Here is a 16,228-nt window from a genome sequence, read left to right on the forward strand (position 1 = left end):
ACACCAAAATAAGCGGGTCAGGGTTTATTGGTTCCCTGCCCGCTTATTTTTTTCATTCCAGCTTAACGCCTTTTTCTCAAGGTCCTTCACAAATTGATCTTTCCCTTGAATGTAGCCCTCCACATCGTGTGGGAACTTCTTTGCAAGCATTGATTTCAGGTCACCATACCGTTTGGCTTCACTGTCAAATTCCCTCAAATAATCACGAAACGCCAAGTGCCTGACTACCTGATCGATGCCATAAGGAAAAATATGAAGATGTACGGCTCTCTCATTCCCTTCTCCTTTATAGAAGTAGCGGCGGTTCGTGATGCCATTCTCGCCTTTTCCGACAAAATGCAGTTGCCTGAATTGTTCTCTACGTTCGTCAACGCTCTCTAAGCTTGGTACTTCTATCATTATGTCTATGATCGGTTTAGCAGCCAAACCCGGTACGGAGGTTGAACCGATATGATGGATGGTTGCGTCAGGAAGGAGCTTATTCAGACTGCGTTTTTCACTTTCAAATTTCTCCTGCCAGTCTGCTTGATGGGGCACCACTCTTACCTCCCTCATCAATCCTTGTAGTTCTTCCAATTCATATTGCTTTCATTCAACAGCTCTTCGAAACTTTTATTCTTTTCCCGCTGTTTTTTCTCTTCAATTTTCCGGAGGCGATCTTCTTCCTTCTTCACAGACTCTACTTTTTCAAGCTCTGCCTTCTTCTGCTTCAGTTGTTCGAAGATGTCTCCGTTGATGGAATTTTTTAACGTCAATTCAGCTTCCTGTTTCTTTTTCTTGGACATGTACTGATTCCCCCTATCTGTCATAGTTATAAAACTTTTTTCCTCTTTAGTCAAAAGGCAGGCTCAAAAAAAAGCCGGTCAGAAGAGGCACTCTCCCCCTTCTAACCCGGCTTTCTCCATCAATACGCTTCTAATACTACGTCATCCCCTACGATCAACGTGGCATCCGTGGATGATTGGATATCCTCCACAGAGAAGCCGTTCGCTACTTCGCGAAGCAGTAAACCTTCCTCCGTTACATCCATCACGGCGCGATCCGTAATGATGCGGTCGACGACGCCTTTTCCTGTCAGGGGCAGGGTGCATTCTTTCAGGATCTTGCTTTCCCCGGCCTTATTGACATGTTCCATGATGACGATGATGCGCTGGGCTCCGTGGACGAGGTCCATCGCTCCGCCCATCCCTTTGATCATTTTCCCCGGAATCATCCAGTTGGCAAGGTCCCCGTTTTCGGCTACTTCCATTCCACCAAGGATGGCGATATTGATATGCCCTCCGCGGATCATTCCGAATGACTCAGAGCTATCAAAGTAAGAGGAGCCCGGAATTGCCGTAACGGTCTCTTTACCGGCGTTGATGAGGTCGGCATCGACTTCATTTTCACCCGGATATGGCCCGATTCCGAGTAATCCATTTTCAGATTGAAGGACAACCTGTTTGTTTTCTGTAATGTAGTTGGCTACCAGCGTAGGCATCCCGATTCCTAAGTTGACATAGAAACCATCTTCTATTTCCTTTTCCGCTCTTCTTGCGATTCTTTCACGCATTTTGGCCCGATCCATCCCGTTCCACTCTCCCTTCTATGCTTCTCTCACTGTTCTTCTTTCAATCCGTTTTTCTTGTTCGGCCTGTATCAGACGCTGCACGTAGATGCTCGGTGTGTGAACTTCATTCGGGTTGATCTCCCCGATTTCAACCAGTTCTTCTACCTCGGCGATCGTCACTTTCCCCGCTGCTGCAATCATCGGATTAAAGTTCTGCGCCGTCTTGTTGTAAATCAGATTCCCCATCTTATCGGCTTTCCACGCCCGTACAAGCGAGAAGTCGGCTGTATAGGCTTCTTCCAACAAGTATTCTTTTCCATTAAATGTGCGGGTTTCTTTTCCTTCCGCTACCGGTGTCCCGACTCCTGCAGGCGTGTAGAAAGCAGGGATCCCTGCGCCGCCTGCACGGATCTTCTCAGCAAGCGTCCCTTGGGGAACCAATTCCACTTCGAGCTCACCTGATAATACCTGTCTTTCAAATTCTTTGTTTTCTCCAACATAAGAGCCTATCATCTTATCAATCTGCTTATTTTTCAGTAATAAACCCAGGCCCCAATCGTCTACTCCACAGTTATTTGAAATGACGGTCAGATTTTTCACTCCTTTTTCCACAAGGGCAAGAATGAGTTTTTCAGGGATCCCGCACAGGCCGAATCCTCCAACCATCAATGTTGCTCCATCGTGAATATCTGCCACCGCTTCGTCATATGAAGTGTATACTTCTTTCATTGTATTCCCTCCTTGAATCTGGATTTTCCCATTCCTTATTTATGAAGTTCAACGACTGTTGCTACTCCCTGTCCCCCACCGATGCAAAGGGTAGCAAGTCCGTTTTGGACGCCTCTTTTCTTCATCTCATGAATCAGCGTCACCAGGATCCGTGTTCCGCTGGCTCCAATCGGGTGACCCAGGGCAATGGCTCCCCCGTTTACATTAAGGGCATCCTTTTTGAATTGAAGCTCTTTATCCACTGCCAATGATTGAGCGGCAAATGCTTCATTGGCTTCAATCAATTCCATATCCTCAATTGTCATCTTCGTTTTTTCCAATACTTTTTTTACGGCTGCTACCGGTCCGATTCCCATGACGCTTGGATCTACACCCGCATTGGCATTCCCTTTGATCGTCACGAGAGGCGTGATGCCGAGTTCGTCTGCTTTCTTCTTGGACATGACGACAACAGCAGCGGCCCCATCATTGATGCCCGATGCATTACCGGCTGTCACAGAGCCATCTTTTTTGAAGGCAGCCCGAAGACCCGATAACTTCTCGGCCGTTGACCCTTTACGTGGGAACTCATCCTGTTTGAACACGACCGGATCCCCTTTTCGCTGCGGGATGGAAACCGGGACGATTTCATCATCAAATCGGCCGGATTCAATGGCCGCAGCTGCTTTTTGCTGACTCCATGCAGCGAATTCGTCCTGTTCTTCTCGTGTCAGAGAGTAACGGTCACATAGATTTTCTGCCGTCACACCCATATGGTAATCATTAAAGGCACACCATAAACCGTCTGATATCATGCTGTCGACGACTTTCTGATCCCCCATCTTGTATCCTTCTCTTGCTCCCTGCAGTAGATATGGAGCCTGACTCATATTTTCCATTCCACCTGCAACGATAATATCTGCATCCCCTGCGAGGATTGCCTGCGTTGCGAGGTGAACCGTTTTTAATCCTGATCCACACACTTTATTAATCGTCATGGCCGGTACCTCTTCAGGCAGTCCCGCTTTGATGGATGCTTGACGGGCCGGGTTCTGTCCCAATCCTGCCTGCAACACATTCCCCATGATCACTTCATCCACATCATTACCGCTTAAACCAGCTTTCTCCAGGGCATCTTTAATGACAATCGCTCCAAGTTCCGGAGCGGAAATACCTTTTAAAGATCCGTTAAAGCTTCCGATGGCCGTGCGTACTGCACTCACAATGACAACTTCATTCGACATCGTTCTTCCTCCCTTTCTCTTCTGACTGATGTGCTTGCCTATTCATAACCTATAAAACAGTTCCACTTTAACTCATTCTATGTAAGCGGTTAAATTCCTCTAAATTCGCCAAAAAATTTTTATATTGATTTATATGTCGAAATTTTCTTAAAATGAAGAGGGAGGAGTGAAATGATGAATTTACCTAAAAAAGCTACAATTATCGAAGTAGGTCCGAGAGACGGCTTACAAAATGAGAAGAATTTTGTCCCGACGGACGTTAAAAAAGAATTTATCCTTCGCTTGAAACAATCAGGTGTGAAAGAAATGGAGCTGACTTCGTTTGTGTCTCCGAAATGGGTTCCACAAATGCAGGATGCTGGTGAGATCGTCGATGCCTGCATGACCATGGACTCACGTGATATCGTTCTTGCACCAAATAAAAGGGGGATTGAGCGGGTATATGAAACAGGGTGCCGTTCTGTAGCCGTCTTTGTCGGTGTCAGCGATTCCTTCAATCAAAAAAACATTAATAAAACGACTGAGGAAGCAATGAAAGGACTGGCACCTCTCATTGGGGAGCTGAAAGAAAAGGGCTATTTCGTGAGAGCCTGCATTTCAACCGCTTTCTATTGTCCATATGAAGGGAAGATCCTGCCTGAGGCTACTCTTTCCCTTTGTAAGGAATTCGTTTCGTTAGGTGTGGATGAATTGAGTGTCGCCGATACGGTCGGACGGGCCAATCCGTCTGAAGCGCACCATCTCTTTGCTTTATTGAAACAAGAATTACCCGGCACATTGCTTACAGCGCATTTCCATGACACCCGTAAGATGGCGCTCGCTAATATCCTCGCGTCGCTCGAAGCGGGAGTCGACCGCTTTGACACCAGTGCAGGCGGACTCGGAGGATGTCCTTTCGCCCCCGGTGCAACAGGGAATGTCGCAACGGAGGATGTCGTGTATATGCTTACGGAAATGGGGATTTCCACAGGGGTTGACCTTGAGAAACTCGCCCTTGCCATCGACGTCGTGAAACCTCATATCAGCCGTCCTGTGGAAAGCGGTTATTACCGCCTTCATGAATTGAATCAGTAGTGCATATGTCCTCTCTCCTCCGAGCATTCTAAAGGGGATAACCTTTAAGGAGATGAGTCACATGAGCCAAAAGCGCGACAAAGGATTCAGTCAAAAAGGCAAACCGAATGCAGATACGGTTTCTAACACCATGGCGAAAGAAGAACTGGATAAAGCCATTCACCCTGCTAAAGGGCAAAATGCCAAGTCGTAACTGTCCGAACTAACCGTGAAAAAAGTGTCTCTTTCTGAGGCACTTTTTTATTATGCTATTAAAAATTCCTCTTTTTTCCTCCTTTTGCTACAATATGAGTAAACGATGATCCTTGAGGTGACGACATGCGAAAAAAACTTGCGATTCTGGGCGGGACCCTTTCTTCCATCGGTCTGCTTGGGGTTTATATAACCAATCGATTTATGTATTTACCGAAAAAAGGGGATGACTTCATCCGTTCACGTGAAACGGAATCGACCCGTCTGATCGAAGAGGAATATGATTCCCTCCCTAAAGAAGAGGTGCTGATCCCTTCCCGGTACGGTTATGATATTAAAGCGGTATTCGTGAAGCCCCACCACCATAATAAATTCATGATCTTTTCTCACGGAGTGACGGAGAATAAGTTGAATTCCATTAAATATATGAACCTTTTCATCAAACAGGGGTTCAATGCCGTCATTTATGACCACAGGCGCCATGGGGAATCAGGTGGTAAGACGACAAGCTACGGGTATTTTGAAAAATTTGATCTGAAGTCTGTTGTGGATGAACTGCTCCGCCGTGAAGGAGACGATGTATTCTTCGGGATCCACGGGGAATCGATGGGAGCTGCGACTCTGCTTCTTTATGCAGGAAGTGTGGAGGACCGGGCAGATTTTTATATTGCCGATTGTCCCTTCTCAGACTTCGGTGAACAGCTTGCCTACCGGATGAGTGCGGAAGTGAAGATGCCGGCAAAGTTCCTCCTTCCCCTCGTTGGCGGCATACTGAAGCTGCGACAGGGATACACACTAAAGGATTTATCTCCTATTTCGGTTGTTCAAAACATCCGGAAACCTGTGTTATTTATCCACAGTCAGAATGATGACTTCATCCTGCCTCAAATGACAAAGGATCTTTTCGAAAAAAAGCAGGGGCCAAAGGAGCTGTTCCTCGACTTCCCCGGGACCCATGCCCAGTCATATAATGACAACCCTGAAGCGTATGAAGAAGTCATCCAACGATTTCTGGAACAATTTGTATTCAACGGAAAGGATGTCGTCTCATGATCCCTGCTGATTTCAGGATGAAAATGGAAAGGATGTATGGAGATTCTGGAAATGACTGGATGATTCATGTAGAAGGTCTCCTTGAGTCGTTAAAAAATCGGCTCCAGTTAACCTACGGTGAGCCTTTTTCATTAAGCTATAACTTTGTGGTACCGGTCCAGCTCGGACACGGGCGGGACGCTGTGTTAAAGATCGGGTATCCGAACAATGATTTCTCCAATGAGTTTCATGCCCTGAAGGATTTTCAAGGAAAGGGGATGGTGAAGATGCTCGACTACAGTAAGGAAGAAGGCTGGATCCTTTTAGATCGACTCATGCCGGGATCTTCTCTTCTCTCTATTGAGGATGAAGAAGAGGTGCTCTCTATCTTCGCCCATACTGCCAAGGGACTTTGGCATAAACCTGAAAGCAACCACCCCTATCCCACGGTTCAATCCTGGTCAAAGGGAATCGGGAGGTTACGGGAACGATTTAACGGTGGAACCGGTCCCATTCCCCTGGATCTCGTTGTGAAAGCTGAAGCGCTTTATCCGGAGTTGCTGAATACGTCTACAGATCTCTATCTTCTTCACGGTGATCTTCATCACGGAAACATACTCTACTCCGATTCTTCCGGCTGGACAGCCATTGATCCCAAAGGATTGATCGGCGAAAGGGAATATGACTGCATTCAGTTTATGTTGAATGAATGGAAGAAATGGGATGCGCCATTAGAGCTGCTCCGCTATAGGACAGAGACTATCGCTTCCCTGCTTTCCCTTTCTTATGAGCGGTTGCTTCAGTATGGATTTTGTCATTCCATTCTGTCTGCGTCCTGGTCTGTAGGGGATGGACTTGATGGATGGAAAACCGGGGTTTCTTTGGCGGGGATGTTTGAAGAACTGTTGGCGGAGTAACAGTTTTCACTATCCCTCTTCCCCAGAGATCCCCCTTATATTTTGTAGGGAATATTGGTTTTAGAAACACAAAAGCTCCGGCATGCACCGGAGCTTTTATGTTCTATTCCTCAGGGTACATCAAGAAGTTCATTCTCCCATTGATGATCTGAGCGGGGCTTTTTAATTGGAATGTATTACTTTGGGAAGAAAAATCGATTTTCAGCTCTTCATCCAGGAAGACCATCTTTGATTTTTCTACAAGGATTGGATAACTGTTCGTGTCGATCTTGATATCTTCACCTTCAACAGGGTGATGGACAAACCACAGGGTAGGAATGCCGCTCACCACACAGCCGCAGCCTTCTGTATCATATTTTAGTTTCAGGTGACCTTGTTTGTTTTCTATTTTATCCTCAATCTTTTGGATTGCTTCGTTCGTTAGTTGGATTTTCATTCGACTTTCCTCCTCTGCCTTTATCCTACCACATTTCATTTGTTCCTTTTAGAATATTGCTTTTTTACTCTTTTCATCTTACTATCGATAGTGGGGATTCTTTTGTATTATCTAGAAAGGGTGGGTTTTCATGACAAAAGCTCAAATTAAAGTGAATGATAACGGTTCTTTCCGCGTAAGCGGCGATGTGGAACTGATTGATGCTGACGGAAATGTATTTCCAACGAAACAAGTGTTTACTCTGTGCCGCTGCGGTCTATCAACCAACATGCCGTTTTGCGACGCTTCACACAAAGGGAAATTTGAATCATGTGTGCGTGCAGAAAAGGTATTGGACGAAGAGTAAATGGAATGAAAAGAGAGACTTCACCCGAAGTCTCTCTTTTCATTTGGAGATCAGTCGAAAAAACGAATGTCCACAACGCTTGCCAGTGGAATATAGTGTACGTCTTCGAACCTGTCTACGACGTGCAGCTTCCCGTCCAATGGATCGACATGATGAACGGTTCCAATTGATAATTGATGACGGTGCTTCACATAATGGGTGATCGATACCATTCTACCAAACTCCATCGCCTCTGCCACGACTTCATTCATCCTGTCGAGCTCCTGCTCATCAAGTTCGATCCTCTTTTCGTGTGTATCTTCCTTTGCCCAATCCCTCAGGAGCTTCACGTGCTCGGGGAGCATCATGGATGTCCACTTGATTCTTCCTCGATCCCGGATCAATTCTCTTCACCTCCTGTCATTCGTTATGATTTATGTCCGCCCAGCAGACGGGCACGATGCCTTGCTGTTCCCGCTTCAGTGTAGGAGACGGCGCGGAGAAGGGCCCCTGAACCATATTTATTCCGGATGTGGTCCACTACATACCCGAGCTCCCGTTTTTCCCAGCGGTCAGGTTCGAACAGGGAAACCTGCAACGCTCCATCCTCTACAATATTCGAAAGGGCGATGTTGATTTTCCGTACGGTTTTCCCATTATAGTTCTCTTCGAATAGCTCCAGGCACACCCGGTACAGATCCATGGTGATATTGGTCGGTTCCTCTATCGTTCGTGACCGGTGGAACCCCCCTCCGAACTCCTCGTGGCTGTAGCCGATTCCGAAGCTCACGGTCCGCCCGGCCTTGCGATGGGTCCGGGCGCGTCTCGCGACCTCTTCGCACATTTCTAAAATGACGCGTTTTATTTCCTTTCTCTCCTTATAATCCCTGAGCAGGATCTGACCCTTGCCGAAGCTGACCTGCCCATCCATGATCGGTGCCCCTATTTCGGACAGGTCCACCCCCCATGCATGGTAATAAAGCTGGTTCCCCATCACACCGAACTTTGCCTCCAGCTTCTCCAGGTCATACTTCGCCAATTGCCCGATGGAGAAGATGCCCATGCGATTGAGGGTCTTCTCAAGGCGTCCTCCAATCCCCCACATTTCGCGCAGTGGAGAGAGCGGCCACAGCTTTTCCGGGACGTCTTCATAGGTCCACTCGGCGATTCCCTCATTCTTTGCTTCAAGATCCAGGCACAGCTTGGACAAGAGCATATTGGGGCCGATTCCGATGGCACACGGAAGCTGGAATTCCCTTTCCATATCGTCTTTGATTTTCCCGGCGATGGTGGCCGCGTCCCCCCAGAGACCCGTCGCTCCATCAATCTTGATGAAGCTTTCGTCCACACTGTACGTGTGGATGGCATCCTTCGGAACATAACGATGAAACAGGCGGGTCAGCTCCGTGGAGATCCGGACATATGTCGCCATTTTCGGCTCTGCAAGCCGGATTCTCGGGTCGTTTGGAATTTCAAACATCCTCGAACCCGTTTTGATCCCAAAGTCCCTCTTCATCCTCGGTGAGGCCGCCAGTACGATGCTCCCCTGCCGACTTTTATCCCCCACTACAGCCAAGTGACATTCAAGGGGATCCAGCCCCTCCATGACAGCCGAACAGCTAGCATAAAAGCTCTTCATATCGATGCACAAAATCTTGTGGTGTGGCAGCACACTGTAATCGACAGTCATATCCTCATCCTCCATCTTACCTAAAATAGAACAAACGTTCTTATATAGTATAGTTATGATTCTAACCGAATATACGTTCCCTTTCAACTTAAATTACTGGAAACAGAGAGAATAATAAGAAAAGCGGAAGGGGCTTGATCTGGAACGACAAGCATACAATGATTGGCACAAAGGCGTGGCATACAGCAGGATCAGAGCAAAAAAATAAGTCCAAAATCATTTCTGTGATTTTGGACTTATCCTCTCGTTCATCAACCTTTTCCAGCTTGGAATCCCGGGTATTTCGTCATGCCCCCATCGGCGATGAGTGTCGTACCCGTGACGTAGCTTGCCTGGTCAGAGGCAAGAAAAACGGCGCAGGAAGCGACCTGTTCAGGTTCTCCGATGTAGCCGAGGGGAATGAGTTTCTCCACTCCCTTTTTCTTTTCGGGATCGGAAAATTTCTCGGCATTGATGGGTGTATCAATGGCCCCTGGAGCAATATTGTTCACCCGTATCCCATCTGGTGCAAACTCAAGCGCCAGGCTTTCCATCAGCAGTTTCACTCCTCCTTTACTGGCTGCATAATGAGCGAAGTGAGGCCACGGGATGATTTCATGGACAGACGATACATTGATGATCGATCCCTTGATGCCATGCTCGAGCATGTATTTCGCCGCTTCACGGCATCCGAGGAATGTACCTGTCAAGTTCGTGTTGATGACCTTTTGCCAATCTTCAATCGGCAGATTTTCAGACGGAACTTCATTTTCGATTCCCGCATTGTTCACGTAGATATCCAGACGCCCATACGTCTCATGAGCAAATCGGACAAACCCCTGGACATCCTCTTCTTTTGACACATCTCCTTGAATGATGGAGGCTGTCCCGCCTGCTTCTTCGATTTCCTTTACAAGTCCTTCAGGGTTTTCTTCTTCTTTGAAATAATTAATGACCACTTTACTGCCTTCAGAGGCAAAGCGTTTAGCAATCGCCTTTCCTATACCAGTGGCGGCACCCGTGATGATGACAACCTTATCCGTTAAATCTGTATACATGTCCCATTCCTCCTTAATCTTTCGTAAATCCTAATAGCACACCGCCGATGATGATCAGAACACACCCTGCAATGACGAGAAGGATTTGCTTTTTCGATTTTTTTTCCCCTAAGAAGAACAAACCACCGAGAGTGGAAATGACGATTCCCGTTTGGGAGAGGGAGAAGCTTGTCGCCACACCGATCCGGGGCAGGGCAAGGAGCAATCCGAGATTCCCGGATGCCCACATAAGTCCGGTTAAAACATTTCGAACCGTATATTTGTTAAATGGCTTATGCCTGAATGTGATGACAACGGCTCCGATGAACATACCGATTGCCTGTGGTAAAATCGCTTGCCATCCGTCAATATCAAACCATCTTAATATGACGACATAGGCTATGTATCCACAACTGGAAAGGAGCAGCGTCAACAGACCTTTTTTCAATTGAGAGCCTTCATCCCCTTCGGACTTCTGTGTGAATGAGGTGAGGACGACACCAATGATAAGAGCCAGAACCGCCCCGCTTCCAAGGAGGATCGTTTCAGTCGTTTTCCATTCTTTAAATACCAGAACACCGAAGAGCGTCGTTCCGATCAGCTGCATTCCCGTTGAAATCGGGACGGTTTTCGAAACGCCGATGAATTTTACACTTGCCAGCTGGTTCACTTGCCCGACAGCCCAGAAGACGCCGGAAATGAACCCGATGCCCCAGACAAATAACGTTAACTCAGGGGACTTGATGAAGAAGACGCCAATCGCAAACAGCAGTGCACCAACCGTGATTCCAACCGTCTGACTGTAGGCATTCCCTCCAAGTTTTACACTTACAAACACAAGACTTCCCCACGCGACCGCGGGGATCAGGGCTAAAAGAATCCCTATCATACATCCACATCCTTTTTCCGACAATAATCATAGTTTTCCTCTGAAACAAAAATTCTAGCCGTTTAACGCAAAATATTTCCCACTCTCTCATGCATACCCTTCTTCCCTGAGGTATAACCTCAAAAAAAAAGAAAGCGTCGAGGTGTAATCAACGCTTTCTTCTTTGTTATTTGGTAGAAGTATGTATCGGGACAATGACTCTTTCATTCTCGACATTCACCATCACATGGACATCACGGTCGAGGGAAAGGTCTTTGAATCGTAACGAATAGAGGCCGGTGGGATTTTTTTCAATGGACTGGATGACCACCTGTGAAAACCGGGGATCGCTCATGACTAATTTCACGACAGTTTCTTCGGTCTTGCTCTCTTTGTCTGTCAGAAATACCATTTGATCCGCCGAAGCTCTCCTGGGATAGGATTCCTGCATCTCCCCGTTAAAGGTCACATTCACTTTTTTGCCCATCCCTATATCTTCTTTTTGAAGCTTTTTATCTTGATCTGTCAACATGACAGTCTGTTGGTCGAAAGAAAACCAAACATCATTGATCAGCACCTGATTGTTTTCCAATTGGGTGACAAAGCCTATGAAATCTGTGCTGCCCTGAGAATTGACAGATGCTGATGGCCCGCAGCCGGTGAACAGTATACAGGAACAAAGTATCATAACAGTCAAACATTTCTTCATAGACTCCCCCCTTATTATATTAGACGATTGATGGCACTATTTGGTTTCACTATTTTTTGAAAAAAAGGTTATTTCCTACTTTTTCGACAAAAGATGGGAATAATTGATAGAACTTACTCCCTATATTCATCCATCGGGGCAGGTTGATTTCTCTTTTATTGGTAAAGAGTGAATCCACCACTGTCTCCGCGACGAATGCAGGATCAAGCATGAACTTCTCCACATTCTTCACATACGTGCCGGTTTCATCGGCAATGGAGAAGAAGTCGGTGGCGATTGGTCCGGGATTCACCGCCGTCACCTTCACTCCGTATCTTTTCGCTTCCATTCTAACACTGTTCGTATACCCGAGGACAGCGTGCTTGGAAGCGGAATAGGCACTTGATTTCGGAGTGGCAAACTTCCCTGCCTGAGATGCGATATTGATGATGTGGCCAAATCCCTGTTCACGCATATAAGGAAGGACTTCCCCTGTACATGCCATGAGTCCAAGAACATTTACATCCATCATCCCTTTTACATCTTGGAAGGAGGTTTCGTGTGCTTCCTGGAAGATTCCATATCCTGCGTTATTGATCAGGGCATGGATGGATCCGAAGTCCTTCCGGATGGCAGTGAAAACAGGAGGGATGTGATCATAATCCGTGACGTTTAAAGGATATACTTCCACCTTGCAGTTGAATTTCGTTGTCAGCTTTTCCTTCAATGCCTGGAGCAGGTGGACACGGCGTGCTATCAATGCAAGATTCCCGCCATTTTCCGCAACCTTTATGGCCATTTGCTCCCCGATTCCTCCCGAGGCACCGGTAATGATAATCGTTTTTCCTTTGATTCTACTGTTCATGTCAGTCACATCTTCCTAAGCAAAATAATAATAGATTCCTTCATGCTTTTCTTTCCGTATATATTGAATGGATTCCAAATAATCCAATTGCCCGATGGTCTCGGACAATGTCAAACCGAGCTCTTTCCGATACACGGAGGGAAATAACCTCTTGCATATCTCAAATACGGTCACGCGGTTTCCTTTGATCATGTCGAATACATCTCTTGCTCTTTCATCCTGTTTCCCTAATCTCCTCGGAATCAATCCATGAACATCCGTAACGTTGTCTCCATGTCCTGTGTAGGCAAGGGAAATCGGAAAATCGAAAAGTTTTTTCAATGAAGCATTATACTGCAACAATGGCTTTGTACGCTCCATCTCCCCTTCAAATGGCGGTTCAATGAGGGGGTTGGGAGAAATAGTGGCGAGTATGTGGTCACCCGCTATCAGAACGCCATCCCGTTCCCTATAAAAGGATAAGTGACTCTGGGCGTGACCAAGGGTTTCAATGACCGACCACCCTCCCATTCCGGGAATGCCATCCCCTTCTGCTATCGCCACATCCAGCTTTCGGTTCCCCATGAATTTCAATGGACTCTTGAACTTGGGGATGGCCGGGAGATACTCTTCGGGCAGCCCTGATTCCATGGCAAGCTCCGTGAAGAAACGGTCATACTCTTCATGGAAATGATCATCACGCTTAAGCCAGAATCGATTATACTTGTGACCATATATCGTGACGTCTGATGAGAAACGATCAAGCAGGCCTGCATGATCGGGATGATGATGGGTCAGGACGATTTGTTCGATATCCTGAGGCGTGTACCCTAAAAGGGACAATTGTTCAGTCAGCTGCATCCAGGCCGTATCTGTAAGAGGGCCTGCATCCACCAATGTCAAGGCATCCCCCTTGACTAAATAAACATTCACATCTCCCACGGCAAAAGGAGTGGAGAGTGTGATTTTTGCGATATCATTCACTAAAGTTGTCATATTTTCACCACATTCTTCATAATAAAAAAGGACAGCCAATACGGTACCTTCCCGTTCTGTCACTCATTTCCAGAAAATGAATGATCCTTCATTACCTAGTGTACATTTTTTTCAGCATGATGTCATTTTTAAAAAGTGTGAATATACTAAAAATAAACCCTTGACAGATAAGCTGTATTTCTACGATAATCACCTATAATATAGATTTAATCCATTCACATACTACATAATGATATAGAATAAAGCGATGAGAAAGATTAGTAATGAATAGATGATGTCAGAGATCGGGGCCCACCGGCTGAAAGGCACCGTCGTCCTCTCTATTTGTGAACCTGCCTTTTGAGCGTCTTAAAGCAGAACGTCGTCCAGCGTTAATGGAAATGGAGTGTGTTCATCTTCTTCTTAGAAAATGGACAAAACAAGGTGGTACCACGGAAGCGAGACCCTTTCGTCCTTTATGGATGAAAGGGTCTGTTTTTTTTTCAAAAACAGAAGGGGGAATGAGCGAATGAAGACATTATTTATCGGAGCAGGATCGATGGCTCATGCTTTAATGAGCGGTGCATTGAAAGCGGGTGTATTGAATAATGAAGAAGTATATGTAACCAATCGGGCCAATCAGGAGCGTTTAAATGAAATCATGCAAGAATTCTGTATCCGGAAGGTGAACCGGGCGTCACGCTATGATGTCATCATCCTCGCCATGAAACCAAAGGACTTCCATGAAGCAGCAGAGTCTGTCAGACCCTACCTTTCCGAGAATACGCTGATCATCTCTGTACTCGCAGGCATCACCATGAAGCATATAAGCGACAGGCTGGACTTTAAGGGAGCCATCGCGAGAGCCATGCCGAATACCAGTGCAGCCATGGGGAAGTCGGCAACGGCGGTGGCTTTCAATCAATATCTCTCACCCTCCCAGAAGGAATGGACGAAAACACTATTTCAGTCTGTCGGCATAGCTGCGGAGGTAGAAGAAGAGAAATTGGACCTGATCACGGCTCTTTCAGGGAGCGGGCCGGCTTATATTTATTACGTAGCCGAAATACTGAAACATGCTGCAGTAGAATTGGGACTGGAAGATGAACTCGCTGAAAGCTTTGTCACCCAGACGATCGCAGGAGCAAGCGCCATGCTTTCAGAATCCGGATTGGAAGCCCGGGAATTAAGGAGGAATGTGACCAGTGCAGGTGGAACGACCGAAGCGGGAATCGCCGCGCTTGAAGACCACCAAGTCAGGGATGCCTTTTTCCAGTGCATTTCTTCCGCAAATAACCGCTCTCAAACACTCGGACATGAATTAAAGGAGAATTCTTTGAAAAAATAACCCTACAGCCGATCATGATTCGCGGGAGATCCCGTTTCAGTGATACAATCAAAGCAAAAAAGAAGGTCGACACAGATGAATCTACTCCTCATTTTACTTTCTGCAGTCCTGGTCGTCTGGATCGTTCTCGCCGTGGAGGTGTGGAGGGGGTTGGGTACGCTTTCTCCCCTAGAAGGATTGCCGGGCACGGCAAGCGGCCCGCTTCTCTCCATCATCGTGCCTGCCAGGAATGAAGAAGAAGCGATTACAGACAGCATTCTATCTCAACTCAAGCAGGACTATAAACGGATTGAATGGATTCTCGTCAATGACCGTTCAACGGACGGCACACCGGATAAACTTGAAGCATTGGCGGAAATGGACAACCGGATCCGCGTCCTCCATATCGATACACTGGAAAAAGGGTGGCTCGGAAAGAATCAGGCGTTATATAAAGGATACCTCATCTCGGAAGGGGCACTCATCCTGTTCACCGATGCAGATGTCCTGTATAAAGACCCTTCCACTCTGTCCCGGGCTGTCGCGGTCTTTCAATCTCAGAAGCTCGATCATCTCACCCTCGCCCCCAACATTAAATCAAAGACATTCTGGTTAAAAAGCTTTGTTGCGTTCTTTTTATTTGGTTTCTCTTTTTATAAACGGCCATGGAAAGCGAATGACCCTTCCTCGGGGACGGGCCTCGGGATCGGCGCATTCAATCTGATCACACGTTCTGCTTATGAGGAAATCGGTACACATGAAAAGATCAAGCACATGCCGGATGACGATCTGCAGCTTGGCATCCATATCAAAAAAGGCGGGAAGACCCAGGCGTTCCTCACTGCCCTTCACTCGCTGGAGGTGGAGTGGTATCACTCCTTGAAAGGAGCCTTTCAGGGGCTTGAGAAGAACACATTTGCCGGGCTCCATTACTCCATCCTTCTTGTCGTATTTGCCATGACGGGTGTCTTCTGCTCCACGGTCCTTCCTTTCTTGACTATATTTGCAGGGGACGCCCTGATCCGGACCGTAAGCATGTTGATCATTCTGTTGATTTTCATCACCTATTTCAAAGTCATAAAGGAGATGACGAATGAGTCTGCCCTTCTCACCCTCTCCCTGCCCATCACTTCCTTGTTATTCATCTATTCCATCGCCCGGGCGACGTTCCTGACGTTTAGAAGAGGCGGGATCGAATGGCGCGGGACGGTTTATCCATTGAAGGAGCTGAGGAAGAAAAGAAAATAGAGAGCACATTCCTTTTCCAGCAAAAGTGATGTTGGTATACTCATGATGAATCACTGTTTAGAAACCCGAAATAAATTCCTCATGGAAAGGTGATT

Annotated in this window: 20 protein-coding genes; 7 read left to right on the forward strand and 13 right to left on the reverse strand. The window is 46.7% G+C overall.

Annotated elements, in window-relative coordinates; genetic code table 11:
- Nucleotides 1–24 precede the first annotated feature (24 nt).
- From V8G47_RS10885 to V8G47_RS10905, 5 genes are all read right to left on the reverse strand, one after another.
- Nucleotides 25–537, reverse strand: a complete 513-nt coding sequence (locus V8G47_RS10885; protein ID WP_336200129.1) for a GrpB family protein — start codon at nucleotides 535–537, stop codon at nucleotides 25–27.
- Between the two features lie 17 nt (nucleotides 538–554).
- Nucleotides 555–785 carry a YqkE family protein gene (locus V8G47_RS10890; protein WP_336200130.1) on the reverse strand — a complete coding sequence of 77 codons (231 nt, stop codon included), beginning with the start codon at nucleotides 783–785 and terminating at the stop codon, nucleotides 555–557.
- A gap of 119 nt (nucleotides 786–904) precedes the next feature.
- Entirely contained in the window at nucleotides 905–1,567 is a 663-nt protein-coding gene (locus tag V8G47_RS10895; RefSeq protein ID WP_261750469.1) for a CoA transferase subunit B, read from the reverse strand.
- 18 nt (nucleotides 1,568–1,585) lie between these two features.
- On the reverse strand, nucleotides 1,586–2,278 hold the full coding sequence (locus V8G47_RS10900; protein ID WP_336200131.1) for a CoA transferase subunit A: 693 nt from the start codon (nucleotides 2,276–2,278) through the stop codon (nucleotides 1,586–1,588).
- A 35-nt stretch (nucleotides 2,279–2,313) separates the two neighbouring features.
- The gene (locus V8G47_RS10905) at nucleotides 2,314–3,501 is read right to left on the reverse strand and encodes an acetyl-CoA C-acetyltransferase (RefSeq protein WP_336200132.1); all 1,188 of its coding nucleotides are present in this window, start codon (nucleotides 3,499–3,501) and stop codon (nucleotides 2,314–2,316) included.
- A gap of 174 nt (nucleotides 3,502–3,675) precedes the next feature.
- Here V8G47_RS10905 and V8G47_RS10910 point away from each other — a divergent pair, with 174 nt between their 5' ends.
- The 4 genes from V8G47_RS10910 (at nucleotide 3,676) to V8G47_RS10925 (ending at nucleotide 6,716) form a co-directional block, all read left to right on the forward strand.
- Entirely contained in the window at nucleotides 3,676–4,575 is a 900-nt protein-coding gene (locus V8G47_RS10910) for a hydroxymethylglutaryl-CoA lyase (RefSeq protein ID WP_336200133.1), read from the forward strand.
- Between the two features lie 61 nt (nucleotides 4,576–4,636).
- Nucleotides 4,637–4,768: a hypothetical protein gene (locus V8G47_RS10915; RefSeq protein WP_258261711.1), complete on the forward strand. Its 132-nt coding sequence runs from the start codon at nucleotides 4,637–4,639 to the stop codon at nucleotides 4,766–4,768.
- A gap of 125 nt (nucleotides 4,769–4,893) precedes the next feature.
- Complete coding sequence (locus V8G47_RS10920) at nucleotides 4,894–5,820, forward strand: alpha/beta hydrolase (RefSeq protein ID WP_336200134.1); 927 nt, start codon at nucleotides 4,894–4,896, stop codon at nucleotides 5,818–5,820.
- On the forward strand, nucleotides 5,817–6,716 hold the full coding sequence (locus V8G47_RS10925) for an aminoglycoside phosphotransferase family protein (RefSeq protein WP_336200135.1): 900 nt from the start codon (nucleotides 5,817–5,819) through the stop codon (nucleotides 6,714–6,716). The genes V8G47_RS10920 and V8G47_RS10925 overlap by 4 nt, the downstream gene beginning before the upstream one ends.
- Nucleotides 6,717–6,819: 103 nt before the next feature.
- Here the strand turns inward: V8G47_RS10925 and V8G47_RS10930 are convergent, their stop codons facing one another.
- Nucleotides 6,820–7,152 carry an iron-sulfur cluster biosynthesis family protein gene (locus tag V8G47_RS10930; protein WP_336200136.1) on the reverse strand — a complete coding sequence of 111 codons (333 nt, stop codon included), beginning with the start codon at nucleotides 7,150–7,152 and terminating at the stop codon, nucleotides 6,820–6,822.
- Nucleotides 7,153–7,282: 130 nt separating this feature from the next.
- On the opposite strand from V8G47_RS10930, the gene V8G47_RS10935 reads away from it, so the two are divergent.
- Nucleotides 7,283–7,498: a CDGSH iron-sulfur domain-containing protein gene (locus tag V8G47_RS10935; protein WP_034758155.1), complete on the forward strand. Its 216-nt coding sequence runs from the start codon at nucleotides 7,283–7,285 to the stop codon at nucleotides 7,496–7,498.
- A gap of 50 nt (nucleotides 7,499–7,548) precedes the next feature.
- Here the strand turns inward: V8G47_RS10935 and V8G47_RS10940 are convergent, their stop codons facing one another.
- From V8G47_RS10940 to V8G47_RS10970, 7 genes are all read right to left on the reverse strand, one after another.
- A complete protein-coding gene (locus V8G47_RS10940; RefSeq protein ID WP_261750463.1) occupies nucleotides 7,549–7,881 on the reverse strand; it encodes a YolD-like family protein in 333 nt (110 codons plus the stop codon).
- A 23-nt stretch (nucleotides 7,882–7,904) separates the two neighbouring features.
- A complete protein-coding gene (locus V8G47_RS10945; protein WP_336200137.1) occupies nucleotides 7,905–9,167 on the reverse strand; it encodes a Y-family DNA polymerase in 1,263 nt (420 codons plus the stop codon).
- A 251-nt stretch (nucleotides 9,168–9,418) separates the two neighbouring features.
- Entirely contained in the window at nucleotides 9,419–10,204 is a 786-nt protein-coding gene (locus V8G47_RS10950) for a glucose-1-dehydrogenase (protein ID WP_336200138.1), read from the reverse strand.
- A gap of 13 nt (nucleotides 10,205–10,217) precedes the next feature.
- Nucleotides 10,218–11,069 carry a GRP family sugar transporter gene (locus tag V8G47_RS10955; RefSeq protein WP_336200179.1) on the reverse strand — a complete coding sequence of 284 codons (852 nt, stop codon included), beginning with the start codon at nucleotides 11,067–11,069 and terminating at the stop codon, nucleotides 10,218–10,220.
- Between the two features lie 169 nt (nucleotides 11,070–11,238).
- Nucleotides 11,239–11,760, reverse strand: coding sequence for a DUF3221 domain-containing protein (locus tag V8G47_RS10960; RefSeq protein ID WP_336200139.1), 522 nt, complete (start codon nucleotides 11,758–11,760; stop codon nucleotides 11,239–11,241).
- A 49-nt stretch (nucleotides 11,761–11,809) separates the two neighbouring features.
- On the reverse strand, nucleotides 11,810–12,604 hold the full coding sequence (locus V8G47_RS10965) for an SDR family NAD(P)-dependent oxidoreductase (RefSeq protein WP_336200140.1): 795 nt from the start codon (nucleotides 12,602–12,604) through the stop codon (nucleotides 11,810–11,812).
- Between the two features lie 15 nt (nucleotides 12,605–12,619).
- A complete protein-coding gene (locus V8G47_RS10970; protein WP_336200141.1) occupies nucleotides 12,620–13,642 on the reverse strand; it encodes an MBL fold metallo-hydrolase in 1,023 nt (340 codons plus the stop codon).
- A gap of 445 nt (nucleotides 13,643–14,087) precedes the next feature.
- On the opposite strand from V8G47_RS10970, the gene proC reads away from it, so the two are divergent.
- On the forward strand, nucleotides 14,088–14,906 hold the full coding sequence (gene proC / locus V8G47_RS10975; RefSeq protein ID WP_336200142.1) for a pyrroline-5-carboxylate reductase: 819 nt from the start codon (nucleotides 14,088–14,090) through the stop codon (nucleotides 14,904–14,906).
- 75 nt (nucleotides 14,907–14,981) lie between these two features.
- Complete coding sequence (locus V8G47_RS10980) at nucleotides 14,982–16,133, forward strand: glycosyltransferase (protein WP_336200143.1); 1,152 nt, start codon at nucleotides 14,982–14,984, stop codon at nucleotides 16,131–16,133.
- Nucleotides 16,134–16,228 lie beyond the last annotated feature (95 nt).

The sequence above is a fragment of the Rossellomorea sp. LJF3 genome (genome assembly GCF_037046045.1).
GTDB lineage: Bacteria > Bacillota > Bacilli > Bacillales > Bacillaceae_B > Rossellomorea.

Bases quoted from the DNA above. Each gene is read 5' to 3' on its own strand.
- V8G47_RS10890 (WP_336200130.1), bottom strand. From the start codon at position 785: ATGTCCAAGAAAAAGAAACAGGAAGCTGAATTGACGTTAAAAAATTCC.
- V8G47_RS10895 (WP_261750469.1), bottom strand. From the start codon at position 1,567: ATGGATCGGGCCAAAATGCGTGAAAGAATCGCAAGAAGAGCGGAAAAG.
- V8G47_RS10900 (WP_336200131.1), bottom strand. From the start codon at position 2,278: ATGAAAGAAGTATACACTTCATATGACGAAGCGGTGGCAGATATTCAC.
- V8G47_RS10905 (WP_336200132.1), bottom strand. From the start codon at position 3,501: ATGTCGAATGAAGTTGTCATTGTGAGTGCAGTACGCACGGCCATCGGA.
- V8G47_RS10910 (WP_336200133.1), top strand. From the start codon at position 3,676: ATGAATTTACCTAAAAAAGCTACAATTATCGAAGTAGGTCCGAGAGAC.
- V8G47_RS10915 (WP_258261711.1), top strand. From the start codon at position 4,637: ATGAGCCAAAAGCGCGACAAAGGATTCAGTCAAAAAGGCAAACCGAAT.
- V8G47_RS10920 (WP_336200134.1), top strand. From the start codon at position 4,894: ATGCGAAAAAAACTTGCGATTCTGGGCGGGACCCTTTCTTCCATCGGT.
- V8G47_RS10925 (WP_336200135.1), top strand. From the start codon at position 5,817: ATGATCCCTGCTGATTTCAGGATGAAAATGGAAAGGATGTATGGAGAT.
- V8G47_RS10930 (WP_336200136.1), bottom strand. From the start codon at position 7,152: ATGAAAATCCAACTAACGAACGAAGCAATCCAAAAGATTGAGGATAAA.
- V8G47_RS10935 (WP_034758155.1), top strand. From the start codon at position 7,283: ATGACAAAAGCTCAAATTAAAGTGAATGATAACGGTTCTTTCCGCGTA.
- V8G47_RS10945 (WP_336200137.1), bottom strand. From the start codon at position 9,167: ATGACTGTCGATTACAGTGTGCTGCCACACCACAAGATTTTGTGCATC.
- V8G47_RS10950 (WP_336200138.1), bottom strand. From the start codon at position 10,204: ATGTATACAGATTTAACGGATAAGGTTGTCATCATCACGGGTGCCGCC.
- V8G47_RS10960 (WP_336200139.1), bottom strand. From the start codon at position 11,760: ATGAAGAAATGTTTGACTGTTATGATACTTTGTTCCTGTATACTGTTC.
- V8G47_RS10965 (WP_336200140.1), bottom strand. From the start codon at position 12,604: ATGAACAGTAGAATCAAAGGAAAAACGATTATCATTACCGGTGCCTCG.
- proC (WP_336200142.1), top strand. From the start codon at position 14,088: ATGAAGACATTATTTATCGGAGCAGGATCGATGGCTCATGCTTTAATG.
- V8G47_RS10980 (WP_336200143.1), top strand. From the start codon at position 14,982: ATGAATCTACTCCTCATTTTACTTTCTGCAGTCCTGGTCGTCTGGATC.